Genomic DNA, 14,965 nt, shown 5'->3' with positions numbered 1-14,965 from the left:
GGATTTATGCGATAAACTCAATGAAGCTCGCGCTGTATGGTTTTTGAACTATCAGCCTAATGTTTGAAAGATTATAAAACCGTAGTTAATCACCTACATTCGATTACCGAATCTCACATCAAGTACTCAGTTAAACACACTATTGAGCCTCACTATTTCCTAAGATAGACACAATTACTTGCAACATTAAGGAAAGAAAAGTGAAAAGGTTCACATTAAGTATTTTAGCTTCGGCAATATTGTTATCGGGTTGTAATGGTGATGGCGTTAAAATTATCAAAACTCAGGACAAGGACAGGCCGGCGGTGCTGGCAGACTTTGCAGGGCAATGGGATATGCGAGGGCACGGGCAAATTTGGTCAATCAATGAGTCTAGTCTCACCACATATAACTACAACAGCAAAACCTGCATCAAGGCTGAAACAGAGACAGCGCAAGATTTAAAAGATGCGTTAAAGTACCTGTCTTTATCAGACTCTCAAGACAAGCTTACGTTTGTAAGTCCAGCGTCTTCTAATTTAACGTTAAGTAAGCTGACATCCCTTCCCGAGCCTTGCCAAGATGGTCAATTAACGACTGAGATGACATACCCGCAATTGTTTGATTATGTTTGGCTCACCTTAAATGAGTACTACGCGTTTTTTGAATTAAGAGGGATTGATTGGCAGCAAGTTCATACGGATTACAAGCCTAAAGTGACGGACTCTATGGCGCAAAGTGAGTTTATAGCGATCATGGATGATATTTTTACTGAATTTGGAGACGGGCACTTGAGCCTAAGCTCAGATGACGGCCTTAGTGCGGATGGTAATAAAATCGATACTTTATTAAAAGAGGCGTTACTGCGTGATGATGAGAATGTGGAACTGGCGCAGGCAGAACTGAATCACAATGAGTTTAGAGTGCTAAAACACCTAATGCAGGATGGGAAGTTACACACTTATGAAGATAGTGATGCGCTGTTTTATGGCAAGATTTCTGAACGGCTAGGTTATGTGCGCATTGATAAAGTGTCGGATATGGTGGCGGACAGTTCAAGTGACGGCATTATTCCATCAGTGGAGCGCGACCTTGCGAACACTGATAAGATCATGGAACAAGTCTTAACCGAATTTACAGACGTTGAGGCGATGATTATCGATTTAAGGTATAACGGAGGTGGGTACGACAATGTGTCGCGCAAAATTGCTGGGTACTTCACTGCTGAGGCGTATAGCTTTGGTAGTAAACAGGTCTCTAACAAAGCCCATCAGGGGACGCCAATCGAGCTAACGGTTACACCCAGTGAATCTCAAAGGTTTACAAAACCTATTTATGTGCTGACGGGCGAAAACACGGGCAGTGGAGGAGAGGTATTAGCAGAGGCACTTAAAGCACTACCGCAGAGTACGCTCGTGGGTGAAGCGACAAATGGCAGTGTTTCAGATTCTTTGACTCATGAGTTACCCGGTGGTTGGGAGTTGAGTCTAAGCCATCAAGTTTATAAAAATAAAGCGGGAGAAGTTTTAGAAAAGACAGGTGTTACACCGGATGTCTTGATGCCTGCGTATGCCAGTGTTGATCATAAATTAAATACAGATACACCCATAGAGTTTGTTATTCAAACAATGGATGAGGTGACCACACACCAATATGATGTCGCAATGTTGGAAGAATCGCTCCATGAAGCCCTAAAAAATACGGGGTTACCAAGCTTGTCTGTTGCTGTGATTTCGGGTGACCAAGTTGTATACGAGCAAGCCGTTGGCTTTGCCGATATTGCTCAAAATCGACTGGCGACAGTCCATACCCCCTACAATGTTGGTTCAATCAGTAAAGCGGTGTCGGCGGTTGCAATAATGCAACAAATTGAGAAAGGTGCCGTTAGCCTTGATGACAGTGTTGCAGAAATGAATCTCACTTTTGACCCAAACAACCCCGAAAATTCGGGCGACCAAATTACCCTAAGAAATCTGGTGACACATACGTCGGGTATAAAGGATAGCGATATGATTCTGTGCACTTATTATGTGCATGAAACCGGATTACCACTGGCAAAGACATTTGGCACGTCTTTATGTGATGACCCAGTGCCAGTCACTCAAGATCTTAAGACATTTTTGGCCCATGATTATTTTAACCTGAATGGCCGTTATGTCGGAAGTGGCATCTATTATGATGAGGAAAGTGGCTTTCCTAATCGCGTACTAGGGTACTCAAATGTAGGATCTGCTTTAGCTGTACATGCCGTGGAGCAAAAGACAGGGCTTGATTTAGCAAAAGATATGCAAAAACATATTTTCTCACCGCTTAAAATGGACAATACAAATTGGTACCACACGAATCTAAAAGAAAATAACCCTAAAGCGATTCAATACAGTATTGACAATGACGGTGTGCAACACGCGTTGCCTGAATATAGCTATGCGACTTTCTATGATGGTGATTTGAATGTAAGTAGTCACGATCTGAGCAAGTTATTAATTGCTATTGCGAATAATGGGGTATATGACGATGTACGTATTCTGCAACAAGCCAGTGTTGAAAAGATGCTTAGTGCGCAAAGTGATGTATTTACTATCCCTTATAAGCAAGGTGTGTTCTGGTATTGGGACGGCTCTTTCTTTGGTCACAATGGCGGAGATCCAGGCACACATGCGAGCATGTCTTATAACAAAGAGACGAGAACAGGTGTGATTATTTTAGCAAATGGTGAGGACGCTATTCTTGGTAAAAACCAAATTGATAGCCAGTTAAATGGTCTTGCATCAAGCCTTTATCGCTACGGTGTGCAATATCCTGCTAGCAACAAGTAACAACCCCTTTTATGGCTGTACGATATCTCGCAAATGTGAAGTGTACAGCCATACCATCAACCTTCCATATAGCCAACCCTAGTAAGTCCCTGTTAGGCATGTGATTATTGAGACTTAACTACATACAATCTATTCGCCTATTGCTGTTATGTTAATTTAAAAATGCTTAGCTACACTATAGTTGTCGAAATTGGTCAGCCTACTATCCATAACTTAGTAGCGCTCCAATTGGTAAATATGTAATTTTAAACGGTGAACAATTAACATGAAATGGCTGAAGGATATTGACGAATCGTTTGATGCATTGCTGACTGATTGCTATCAGCAACGCGAAATGGAGATGGAGCTGCATATAAATCGGATACGTTTTTACGGCCTGATGTCGCTATTTCTTATCGAATTGTTTATCGGTTTGCTCAATAGCGGAATCGACTGGACTTTGATAGCCGTGGATCTCGGCACCATGGCGCTGACAGCCGTTTGGTGTGTTGTGGTTGCCAAATGGGCTAGGAGTAAAGAATACAAACCTTGGTTAAAGTACATTTCGATTTTGTTTGATTACCTCATTATCTTAATTATTACTTTAGAGATGGAGTTTCTTTCCGAGATTGGTCACTTTTTGCATGATATGCATAACACTGAGTTTGAACTGATGCTCATGAGCGCATTAATTCTGTTTAATGTTATGAGTGCATTCAGACAAGGTAAGTTAATTATTTACTATTCCACATTGTGTTGCTTAGCAACAGGCACGTTGATTTTAGAGCACAGTGATACCGCGCGAGCGATAGAGTTACATGAGCAAATTATTATCTTATTCTCTGGCTTATTGGCGTGGTCAATTTCAAGCTATATCACAAATACTTATACTCGACTTAGACATCGAGAGCGGCTGCTACGTTACCTTCCAAAAAAGTTAGTCAGTGCAGTCGAAACAGGGAAAGTCGATATTGAACCCGGTGGAGAGCGCCGCAATGTCACAGTATTAATGGCTGATATTAGAAGTTTTACCTCTTTGTGTGAAAAGCATGAGCCCGAAGTCATTACGGCTCTGCTGAATCGTTATTTTTCGGCGATGAGTACGATCATTTTTAAGTATGATGGGATGATTGATAAATTCATTGGAGATGCCATTATGGCAATTTTTGGTACGCCTCAAGACGAAGGAAACAGCGCTAGAAACGCCATCGAAGCATCTAAAGAAATGCTATCAGCACTTGAGCAGCTAAATAAAGAGCTATTAAAAGAGGGGTTACCAGCACTAGAGATTGGAATAGGTGTTCATAGTGGTGAAGCAATCGCGGGTAATGTTGGCAGTTCTAGCTGTATGGATTACACCGTCATTGGAGATACAGTAAACGTGGCAGCGCGAATTGAAAGCAAAACCAAAGACCTCAAAACGCCGTTGCTAGTGAGCAAGGTGAGTGTCGAGCAATCACAGTTAGATTCGTTAAAGAAGGCTGCGGAGGTAAATTTGAAAGGCCGCTCGGAGCCAATTGAAGTATTTTTCGACCCTGTAATTTAGTTGTGAATAAAATGTTTTATTTGTGTTCTTTTTGGTTTAATATGGGTACAGCTCAAAAGTGAGGCTATCTTTGCTTTCTACCTCTAAAGTTGCTAAATACGGTCACTAATGTTGAGGCGCATGGACGGGGTCAATGAATTTACCGAGGTTGAAGGATCTCAGATAGTCTTGTTTTTGGGCGATATAGATTTGGTTACTAAATAAAAGAGCAAAACGACATAGCCATTGACTCAGTCGTTTTACTCTTTTGACATGGAAGTCGTTTACTTGCGAGCTGCTTTTACTTCTTTGAGCTTCGCTGCATGATCGATTACGTAATCTGGCATTTCTTTATTACCATGGATTAGATAGTTATCCATCCAACGCATCAGTCTAATACTATAGTCATACTGTGCTGCAACCTTACGGTTACCATGCCCCTCACCAGGGTAATACACTAAGCGTACATCTTTACCTTGTACTTTCATGTAGCGATAAAGCTCCATTGACTGCGCAGGATGAACGCGTGGATCATCTTTACCGTGCATTATAAGCAGAGGCGTTTTTGACTGGCCAGCCCAATAAATAGGGCTGCGTTCTAAGTACCATTGCCATTTTTGCCATGGATATGAACGCGCGTGTACAAGGAACATTTCATTTGAAATATCAGTAGTACCAAACTTAGACAACTGGTTAGTAACGCCTACAAACATGACACTGGCAGCGAAATGCTCGGTTAGTTTAGTAGCGCCCCAAGCTGATGCGTAACCGCCATATGAACCGCCAGTGATACCGACTTTTTTGGTATCTACTAGCCCGATATTCACAAGGTACTCTTTCATATCTACTAGATCGTCAAACTCTTTCCCTGCGTAATCACCTTGGCCAAGTTTAGAGTAATCAACGCCTTTTCCTGTAGAACCACGGTAGTTAGGGTAGAAAACTGCATACCCTCTTGCTGCGCCCATTTGACCTGGGTCAGAATAGCTAGTCAACCAACCATTCTTATCATGTGACTCTGGTCCACCATGTACTGACATGATCAATGGGTAACGCTGGCCTTTTTCGTAATCGAGTGGGTAGATTAAAACACCACCAATCTCTACACCATCACGCGCTTTAAAAGTTAGCGCTTCCTGCTTGGCGAAGCGCTTAGTGTTTAGCCATTCATTTGAGTTAGACAAACGCGTAGGGCGTTTAGACCTTACCATGTATACTTCATTTGGGTGCTGAGCAGTATTAGCCGTTAAAGCAATTGTTTTGTCGGAGTCAGATACTGACAGTTTACCCGCAATCAACTTACCTTCTTTAATGAGCTTTTTATACTTCTGAGATCCAACCTTGATTTGACCGACAAAGCTCTCTGCGCCAACGTGGCCGACAAAATTCAAGACATTTTTACGGTTTGACCATTCAAAGTCGCCGATATGGCCCATAAAGTTCGGGATCCACTCTTCGACTTTACCTGTTTTAGCATTCGCAATATATAAACGACCTTTTGCTGGGTCATGCTTGTCTTCAGCACCTAAAATCGCAATGTACTTACCATCATGAGAAAACTCTGCTTCACCAAGTTTGCCTTCTGTTTTAAAAGAGGTGGTAATCGTGTGGGTGTTTGCATCCATGATGTGCCACTGGGATTTCATATACTGGTCATCGATCAATGCCGTTGGTTGAGTTTTAACCAATAATTTGCTTGCATCATCAGACCAATTTACGTCACTCACATAGCCTTCAATATTCACTGCTATTGGTTTAAGTGGCTTTTCACTGGCGTGTAAGTCGATAATATGTAGTTGCTTGTTTTTAAGGCCTAACTCGTATACTTCCGCCATAAAGCCCAGTTTCTTTAGCTCTTTTTCAGACGCATCTTTTGCAGGCATGGCAAGCACAGCAACGTGTTTACCATTTGGACTTAAACGGTATGCAGATACTGATGTCCCAGCCAGCGAGAATACCTTTTGTGCTTCACCACCATTTACCGCAATACGGTAAAGTGACGTAAATTTGTCTGTTTTCTTTTTCGTTAAAAAGTAGATGAAGCTACCGTCGGCCGACCAAGATATGTTGCGGATATTGACTTTGCCGGTTATGTAGGGGCGCTCCACACCATCTTCATCAACGAGGTGAAGTTCAGTGAAGTTTTTACCATTTTTGTCTACATACAGCTCACGTGGAACTGAGCGAGTAAATGCAACTGACTCACCATCTGGGCTGACCGCTGCACTGACAACTTTTTGAATTTTTGGGATATCTTCTATGGTAATGGTATCAGCTTTGCTGGCGATACTACTCGCACTTGCTAACCCAATAGCGAGGGCAAGCGTCGTTTTTATCAACTTCATTGTACTAACCTTGAATAAGAAACTGAGCTGAGCACAGGTGCCTAGCTCATAAAATTTAGCACATTTTACGTAGGGGAGTTCAGAAAACCAGTGTTTGCGACAAAGTGTATAAGTGATGCGATTAGTGGTGCGTTAGCTGCATAAAGCAGTGCAAAAGTTGAGTAAATAATCACGTAATTAGTTTTAGCTACTGACTTTTGTTCGATAATTTATTGATATATGGAGCGCTTGATTTGTGTAAAAGGCGAAAAGGTGACTGTTCATTCACACATACTTTTATGAACCAGTGATTTGCAAATTAGAACTAGGGAGGCGCAATCAAAAACCCAAAGCGTCAATGAATTGCGGGGGCTACTTGATGTGGTCCCCCTTTTCACATTGGTGATGTTTAAACACGCCATGTTTCGTATCGGTTGAAATGCTTTTGAGATACCTGCTTAGCTAGTTTAAAACCCTTTACCTTAGTTGGTATTGAAACGATATTGCGCGCCAAGATAAAAGCGTCGGCCATTTCTATAAACCGCAGTGGGTGCGTATTCATTACGGTCATACGTGTAAATAGTCTCATCACCTAAGTTTAAAAATTCAAACACCAGATCAAGGTTATCATTGAGTGAATAAGTGATATTACCATCTAACTGCCCATAATCATCCATTTTTGTTTCTCCAACCCCAGTCGCGAATTCAGTTCTAAAATTGTACGCGAGCCTAATACTGAGTTGATTATTTTCATAGTAGGCGGTGAGGTTAGCACTGTGCCTTGAAGTTCCCGGGATCCAATCCTTTAAGCCACTTAGTTGAGATGTTCTACTACCATCCACAAAGGTATAGTTTGCGATAATGCCAAATCCATAAGCTATGGCCTGCTGATAGCTCAGCTCTATACCCCTAATAGTCCCGCCGTTGCCATTGATAGGCCTATCAATGGACATGAGAACACCTTCGTGCAGCTCTAATTGACGTTTAAACTCGATAAAGGACTCAACATCTTTATTAAATATCGCAATTGAAGCTAGGGCTGCTTCGGCAAAATACCACTCCAAACTTAAGTCGTACTGCGTTGCGCGATATGGGTCTAAATCGGGGTTTCCCCCTTGCCCCTGAGCTTGGGTCACGTTGTAGTTTGTAGATGGCATGAGATGGTGAAACTGAGCGCGAGACATGACTCTTGCTACGGCGAAACGACTAATGAGAGACTCGGTTAAGTCGACTTGGAGATTAACACTTGGCAGTAAATCAGTATAACTTTTTGTATTTGATTGCCAGTTGTAGTCTGCGGTGGTATCTGGCAATGTTGCAATGCGCTCATAAGCCTGTGCTTGTTGCCATGTTTTTACTAATCTAAGACCAAGGTTTGCGCTATAACTTGAACCGCTTAAAGTGAGCATGGAATACCCTGCGAGTGTTTCCTCTTCGATGTAAAATCGACTATTTTTCTCTTCGTTTTGAACAAATGTTAAAGACGAGAAGTCTTTTTCTAGGGCCGAAATATTCGCAAAACTATAGCGTTTTAAAGTTTGCTCATTGCCAATACCGTGAAGGTAATCATCAACAAAAGGTGCAGGGTAATCAGCTAGGCTGCTTCCGAGCTGGGCTGCAAGGCCGTCTAGGCCACCGTGAATTGACCGCATTCTGATAAAATCGCGTTTATGGCGCTTGTATTTGCCGCCAAAGCTTAATTTTTCTAAGCCTGGTGTAGTCAAATTTCGGGCAAAATCCTTTTGTATAAAATAAGCCGTGTCATTGCCATCTTGACTGTCGCTTCGGGCTTCACTAATAAACCATTTGTCAGCTTGTAGAGGAGAAGTGGCATAATGTGTTTGGATGTTTTGTGGTACCCGAGTATCAAATGAATACAGAGTGTTGGCTGAAAACTGTGCCGTGTTATCCTCACTGGTGCCACCCTGCCCATGTGTATAACCTACTTGGTATTGGGCATCCCACCATGGGCCAGTGTAATTTAGGTCTAGGTGAAAGCTCTGAGTTTGGATCTTTGCTTGTCTCCAAATTGCTTCCATGCTGGTATTAAAGGGTTTGGAGGTAGCGTGGCCTATTTCTCCGTATACCAACGTATTGTCTCGGATCTCATAGGCTGGAATTGGGCTGCGTGCATCAAGTGCTTTTCCTGGCTGCCAAAGGAAGTTTTGATTGCTGTTATCTGCACTTAACTCAGAGTGGAGTAGGTGTGAACGAAGCACCCAATTATGATCGAGTTGATAAGTAAAACTGGATGTCAGGCTTGTGAGTACTCTGTCTTGTAAAAATACCGCGGAGCCACCACCTCCAGGTGTCCATATATTTTTGTATGTGGCATTAGGGTGAGTTGATGCTACAAGTTCACCATTGGACGTTTTATCCAAGTTTCTTTCATGCCAGCCCCACGACTCTAATCCGTCGCGTCTTAAAGAGCGCTGTAGATGGTTAAGCGTTATTAAAAAGGCGAAATCTTTCGATTGATTCTTCCAACTATATACGCCGGACAGTTGGGGGTCATATTGCTTGGACAAGTCATTATATTGAATCTGCGTTGTAATTGATCCCGTTCCTGACTCTGCATACAGTGGGTCAATTGTTTTTATGTTGATGGCGCCACCCAAAGAGCCTTCATCTTGATTTGCCTGTGGGGTTTTATAAATCTCTAAACTAGAAACAATATCAGCAGGAAGCAGCGTAAAGTTAAACCCTCTACTCGGCAAAGAGGATATCCACCAATCTGCCGATGCCAAGTACTGGCCATTTAAGTATGTGCGGTTTTGTTCGGGCGTTGTTCCTCTGACGCCAATTCGTTCACCTTCGCCTTGTACTCGAGATAAAGATATCCCGGTTATCCTTTGCAGAGCCTCGGCAACATTCTTGTCGGGGAATTTCCCAATCTCTTGTGCACTAATACTATCGCTTATTTGTTGACTATAGCGTTTATTATTGAGAGATTTGACAACGCTGTCATGAAAGCCCCTGATTTGAATATGAATTAAAGGGTCTTTTGATGAGTCGGAAGCCTTATCTGAGCGCGGTGTTTCTTTGTGGGGTTGAGTAGAACAATAGGCGTTTTGAGTAAGTAATAAAGCACCAACTAAACCACTGGTAATCAGAAATTGGTTATTACGACTGCTAAAAATCATTATTTCCGACTCCTGCAATAAAGCATTTAACTTATCGTGACACTTTTTGCACTTATGTTTTAAAACGCAAGAACAAACGGATCAAGGTTACATATAGGTAAATTATTTTTTCAAGTAGCATAACATAGTATGATGATAAGGGAATAGATGTCTGTTTTGTGACTTTCTGAATAATAGGTAGCAAATTTTTGTTGGATCAATCAATGCAGTTTGAACGTTTTTTATTAAATGATGTATTAATTGATACCAAAAAAATGAGTGTCAAAGTGGCGGGGCTGTGGACGCCAATTGAACACAAGCAGCTAGCGTTATTACGACTGCTAATAGACAAAGCCCCAGAGCCAGTTACAAGAGACGAAATTATAGAGCAACTTTGGCCAAACTTAGTTGTAAGTGATAATTCGGTCAGTCAGCTCATTGTGCAATTGCGTAAGGTATTGGGTGATACATCCAAACAGCCCCTATTTATAAAAACAGTCCCCAAAATTGGTTATCAATGCATTGCTACATACTCACATACTCCCTCACTCATAGACAAAGCAAAAACACCGAACCAGCATATTCCTTTTAATTGGATGTTTGGTGGTATCGCTTTTGGCTTTTTTCTGGCGCTGTTGGTATTTCTAGATTGGGGCAGCAACGACCAAACTCGAAAAGTAGAATATATTTCGAGGATAACATCAGCGCCAGGTGCTGAAGTACAGCTGAGTTTTTCCCCAAATGGTCGATATTTAGCTTACAGCCAGATAGGTTCTGGTCGGAGTCAATTTGACCTCGCAGTGTATGATTTGCAGACCCAAACTACGCACACCGTCAAATCAACAGGGTATAGCGAACAACTTCCAGCGTGGTCAGCGGATGGTAATTGGTTGCTGTATTATCGCTTTGGCCCCTTTAGCTGTGAGGTGCGTGCACTACCAGTGAACAATGCCATAGAATTGTGGCGATTAAATAAAGAGCAGCACTTGATGGAGTGCGATGGTGCGCATGAACCAGAGAAAATAATATGGCACTCTAGTGACAGTCTACTTGTAAATCGCACTATTTCTGGGGAAAAAGCTTTGGTTCGATACGACGTGCATATTGATGAAAATGCACAATTTACGTTGCATGAATCTCAAATTCTGCGGGGCGTTCAGCACTATGATGTGCTGGGTGATAGCTTACTCTATTCGAGTCCGAGTGATGAAGTATTTAAAGCATATGCAAGCCTTGATGGCACGGTTGGTGAGCTGCCAGACCTGGACAAAATTAGTCAACCTTACTTTGGGTTAAAACAAGGGGAAATAGTCAGTATCGGCGGAGATTTACAATTGCATAAAGGCGCTCAAAAAGCCGTTTCAATTTATAAACCCTATGGAAAAATTACTGAGCTAGCAATTGAGCGAACAAGTGGTTATTTGGCTCACACTGAGGGCACTGCTGAAGTAAACCTTTACTTATTTAATCGGAACAAAACTGAGTTTCAAGCGGTGTCGTCAAATGCCAGAGTAGATACGCTTGCGAGTATCTCCTCTGATGGTATGCAGCTGGCCTATGTGTCTTCTGCTCCGAGGGTTGACCCTCAAATAGATCATGTGGAAATCTGGATAAAACATCGCTTAAAAGCAACGCCGAGCTTATTGACTAAAATGCCCAAGTCAGACAAGCCAAAACTGTTGTTATTTTCATCGGACGCGGAGTATTTAGCCATTTTAAGTGAGAGCAATACGCTCTACATCGTGAATGTATTTGCTAAAACTCCGGTCGCTGTTGTGAAGGAAAACAATAGTTTGAGTAACATATATTGGGCTGACGATGGTAAATCAATTTATTATCGAACTATGGAGTCGAAAGAATTCAAATATTGGCGATACGATGTGGGAAGCGCTGCAAATTACTTATTAACTGACGCGGACAATGAACGGCTCCCATTGTTGAAAAAAAATATTAGCTTTGATGGGTTTACCATGGCGTTGAAGCAGTATCTTTTTAAGGTGCTTGAAGGTCGAGTTAGCCTCGAGCAGTTATCAAACTCTATTGATCTATACCGTCCAGCTTTGCATACAAACGGGATTTATTATGTCGTTAAACAGGGGCATCAGTTATCGCTTTATAATTTTAATAGCTTTATGCAAAAAAATGAGTTTGTTGCTGATATAGGCTTGCACCTTTACAACATGAATGTGGACTTAGGGCTGAGTTCTACATTAGATGGCAATCAAATTATTTTGAATCGGGTTGAAAACTTAGAGATGGATATCGTTTTGCAAAAATTTGCAAAGCCATAAATATACAAGTGCTGATTATTTGCAATAAATGTGTTGCATAACTTGCTGACGAAATGCACAGTAAAGCGAGTAATACATTGTTGTTAAAGGAGTGTTGGGTATGAGGCTGTTACTCAAGTGCATACTGTTTGGTGTTGTAACTTTATTAGCTGGTTGCGCGACACCTAGTATTGATCCTGATTATAAGGTGCAAGGTGATACCAGCCGTGGTGTGGTTTGGGGCACGATTTCATATGAAGGTCAGTTTGCGGACTACCAGTTACACTATAAAAATAACCATACTGGTGAAACTGGTTTTGTTAGAGCTGAACTCGTTAAAATTGAAGGCGCCAAAGGGGGAATTTTTGCGCTTTCTTTACCTACTGGTTCATACACACTTACGGGTTGGAAAGTAAGTACCCTTTATTCATCTACCTCCGTGAGTGAAGTCGGCAGTACGTTTTTAAGTAAAGGTGGTGACGTAAACTACATAGGTCGCTTTCATTTTTCTGAAAAAGCGCAGAAGAGCGAAGCCGTCATAGGCTTATCAATTTTTGATAATTCGAAACACGACCAAACATTGCTAAGTCGCATGTACCCTAATATAGATATAAGTGCCCTCGTAATTGATGTCGGCTTTATAAATACGGCACTCTGTGGCTCTCAATTGAATGAGGGTGTGCATTGTGAGAAATCGATCGTTAATACACCTGTGCGGTGAGAAAGCGTTAAGTTTGTGTTGTCGACATGAACATATGATAATGGTGATTTATTGCAAAAGGCACTGAGCTTTTTCCCCTGTTTAAAAGCACCAAATTAATATGTATAAGGGCTTGTATTTGATTAACTTTCCTAAGGTAAAACTCTCAATATTGAAGATGTCTAAATCGTTGATAACGTTGGTTTTTTCAACTGTTTCACTAAGCTTTGGCTTACACATTTCTTTAACTAGCGCTGTGATTATCTCATGCTTGTTTGTTTTGTTAGTTAGCTATTTGGGCGGAGTATACCGAAGAACAAAATACAGCCTATTTTTACGAAAAATAGGCACTTCTGTTGACAGTAGTTCTTTATATGCAGCTGAAAGTGTGATGGCAGCAATTCCTTTTGAAAGTTTTACTGTTCCCTGTCGCGCAAGAATCGAGGGTGATACGCTTTTATTTGGCAGAGTTAACGCGTTTAGGGGGGTGAAAGTAGAGTCTATAGAGAGCTTGGAATTCGATTGTTACTTTGGGCATCAAATCGCAAAAGTGGCTTTATTGCCATCGGATACTGGTGAACAAACTGCGTTTTATATACCTTGGTCTGAATTACTTGAAAACCAAATTGAGCTAAAAAAAGTCGATTAGAGCGATACTTTTCAGAGCAACCGTCTAGCTAGTCATCTATTGGTCAATGTGATTGTTTACTGCATTTTTCAGTCATTCATCACTGCAATTCGCCTATTCATAATCACTCGATCGCTCGCTGAATTTTTACACTGACCAAATAGGGCGATTTTATGCGTTATTCCCGGCGTAAAAATGTTTGAATAGGGGATGCATCCCAGTTTCTTTCTTTGGCATTTCTTAAAGCGGTTTTTGCGAGGCGCAGTGCCTTTTGGGGATCGTTTGATTTACTCAATTTCGCTTTCAGTAGCAATAGCTCGGGGTCACCACGGTCCCTTCCTAATGCGGTTTCCAGCCACTTGGTGATTTGTGGTGAATTTGGAGAGTACTTAAACAGATGCAGAGAAAGCGCTTTTGCGGCTCGATTGTCTTGAGCAACGGCCTGTTTATACCAATTGGTCGCTTTATGGGGAGCGAATATTTCGTTGTTTGAATCTGCATAGAGCGTGGCGAGTTTATATTGGGCTGGTGCAAATGTTTTGGCGCTTCTGTACAGCCAATTCACCGCGACATTGAATTGGTGTGTCGAAGGGGTGTTAGATAATAGCTCAATTGCAAGTTTGTACTGGGCGATTGGATAGTTATTTTTGGCTGCTGCCAACAGCATTGTTAAGTGTGCAGTGTCATCACGCCAGTGGTATTTTAGCAATTGGCTCGCATTATATTTGTCAGAGCTTAGCCAATTGGCAACGTAATATTGAATTTGAGCATTACCTTGTTCAGCTGCGTCAATATGTCTTTTGATTTCATTGCGATAATCTTTTTGCTGGAACCCTAGTGTGCGTTGATACTCCTTGCCTTTGAAAGTAGTGAAGTGATACACCAGAGAGTGATTCTTTTTTGGGTGATTGGCCTTATAACGCCAAATGCTTACGGCATTGAGGAGCGCACTGGTAAAAATATTTTTAGGGTAGCTATCTATGACCTTGATATTCTTCACAGCACCCGTAACACCAACGTCAAATTCAAGCCATACCCAGCCTTCTAATCCTTGCCTTGCAGCTTGTTCAGGATAAGCCGGTACTTTTTCATAAACTTTCTCTATCGGGTCATTTGAAAACGCCAGCTCTGTAAAATTTGGGGAGTATTTTTGGCTCATGAACGGGTAGCCAAAGAGCGCTCTTTTTTGCTCGAGAACTTGTTTCAGAGCTTGTTTATCTTGGTATTGAGTTGCAATGAGCTGTGCTGTTTTTTGTGATTCTGCAATACCGTACTCTGCAGCAATTGTAAAATAAGCATAGGCGAGGGTGAGGTTTTTTTCGGTTCCTTGTCCATAGAGTGACATCACTGCAAGATTATATATTGCGTCGCCATTGCCGACTTCAGCAAGTTTATAAAACTCATTGTAAGCTTCTGTGTAATTTTCCTGCTGGTAGTGTTGGGTCGCGGTGAACAGATCTGCAAAACTTACCTTGGGCAAAATAGCCAAAAGTAATAAAAGAATTCGAAAAGTCCTAAAATGCAACATGCTAACTAATACGTCACCTTGTATCGATAACCAAACTTAAAAAGTAGGCCTTAAATAACCAAATGAACAGTGTTAAAACCAACACCTAAACGAC

8 protein-coding genes are annotated in these 14,965 nt (G+C 41.7%); 5 read left to right on the top strand and 3 right to left on the bottom strand.

Annotated elements, in window-relative coordinates; translation table 11 throughout:
- Positions 1-200: 200 nt before the first annotated feature.
- Positions 201-2,795 carry a serine hydrolase gene (locus A7985_RS10495; protein WP_065790403.1) on the top strand — a complete coding sequence of 865 codons (2,595 nt, stop codon included), beginning with the start codon at positions 201-203 and terminating at the stop codon, positions 2,793-2,795.
- Positions 2,796-3,060: 265 nt separating this feature from the next.
- Positions 3,061-4,320 (top strand): adenylate/guanylate cyclase domain-containing protein, encoded by a 1,260-nt coding sequence (locus A7985_RS10490; RefSeq protein ID WP_065790402.1) that lies wholly within the window; start codon positions 3,061-3,063, stop codon positions 4,318-4,320.
- A gap of 263 nt (positions 4,321-4,583) precedes the next feature.
- Here the strand turns inward: A7985_RS10490 and A7985_RS10485 are convergent, their stop codons facing one another.
- Positions 4,584-6,644: an alpha/beta hydrolase family protein gene (locus tag A7985_RS10485; protein WP_081310507.1), complete on the bottom strand. Its 2,061-nt coding sequence runs from the start codon at positions 6,642-6,644 to the stop codon at positions 4,584-4,586.
- A gap of 461 nt (positions 6,645-7,105) precedes the next feature.
- Complete coding sequence (locus A7985_RS10480; RefSeq protein ID WP_065790401.1) at positions 7,106-9,766, bottom strand: TonB-dependent receptor; 2,661 nt, start codon at positions 9,764-9,766, stop codon at positions 7,106-7,108.
- Between the two features lie 203 nt (positions 9,767-9,969).
- Here A7985_RS10480 and A7985_RS10475 point away from each other — a divergent pair, with 203 nt between their 5' ends.
- From A7985_RS10475 to A7985_RS26235, 3 genes are all read left to right on the top strand, one after another.
- Positions 9,970-12,036 (top strand): winged helix-turn-helix domain-containing protein, encoded by a 2,067-nt coding sequence (locus A7985_RS10475; protein WP_065790400.1) that lies wholly within the window; start codon positions 9,970-9,972, stop codon positions 12,034-12,036.
- A gap of 100 nt (positions 12,037-12,136) precedes the next feature.
- On the top strand, positions 12,137-12,736 hold the full coding sequence (locus A7985_RS10470; RefSeq protein WP_065790399.1) for a hypothetical protein: 600 nt from the start codon (positions 12,137-12,139) through the stop codon (positions 12,734-12,736).
- Between the two features lie 370 nt (positions 12,737-13,106).
- Entirely contained in the window at positions 13,107-13,364 is a 258-nt protein-coding gene (locus A7985_RS26235) for a hypothetical protein (RefSeq protein ID WP_176716724.1), read from the top strand.
- 157 nt (positions 13,365-13,521) lie between these two features.
- Here A7985_RS26235 and A7985_RS10460 read toward each other — a convergent pair whose 3' ends face one another.
- On the bottom strand, positions 13,522-14,823 hold the full coding sequence (locus A7985_RS10460; RefSeq protein ID WP_176716723.1) for a TonB family protein: 1,302 nt from the start codon (positions 14,821-14,823) through the stop codon (positions 13,522-13,524).
- Positions 14,824-14,965 lie beyond the last annotated feature (142 nt).

Source organism: Pseudoalteromonas luteoviolacea (genome assembly GCF_001696455.1).
Classification (GTDB): Bacteria; Pseudomonadota; Gammaproteobacteria; order Enterobacterales; family Alteromonadaceae; genus Pseudoalteromonas; species Pseudoalteromonas luteoviolacea_C.
Note: the sequence above shows the minus strand (reverse complement) of the source record. Positions and strands in the feature narration are given on the sequence as shown.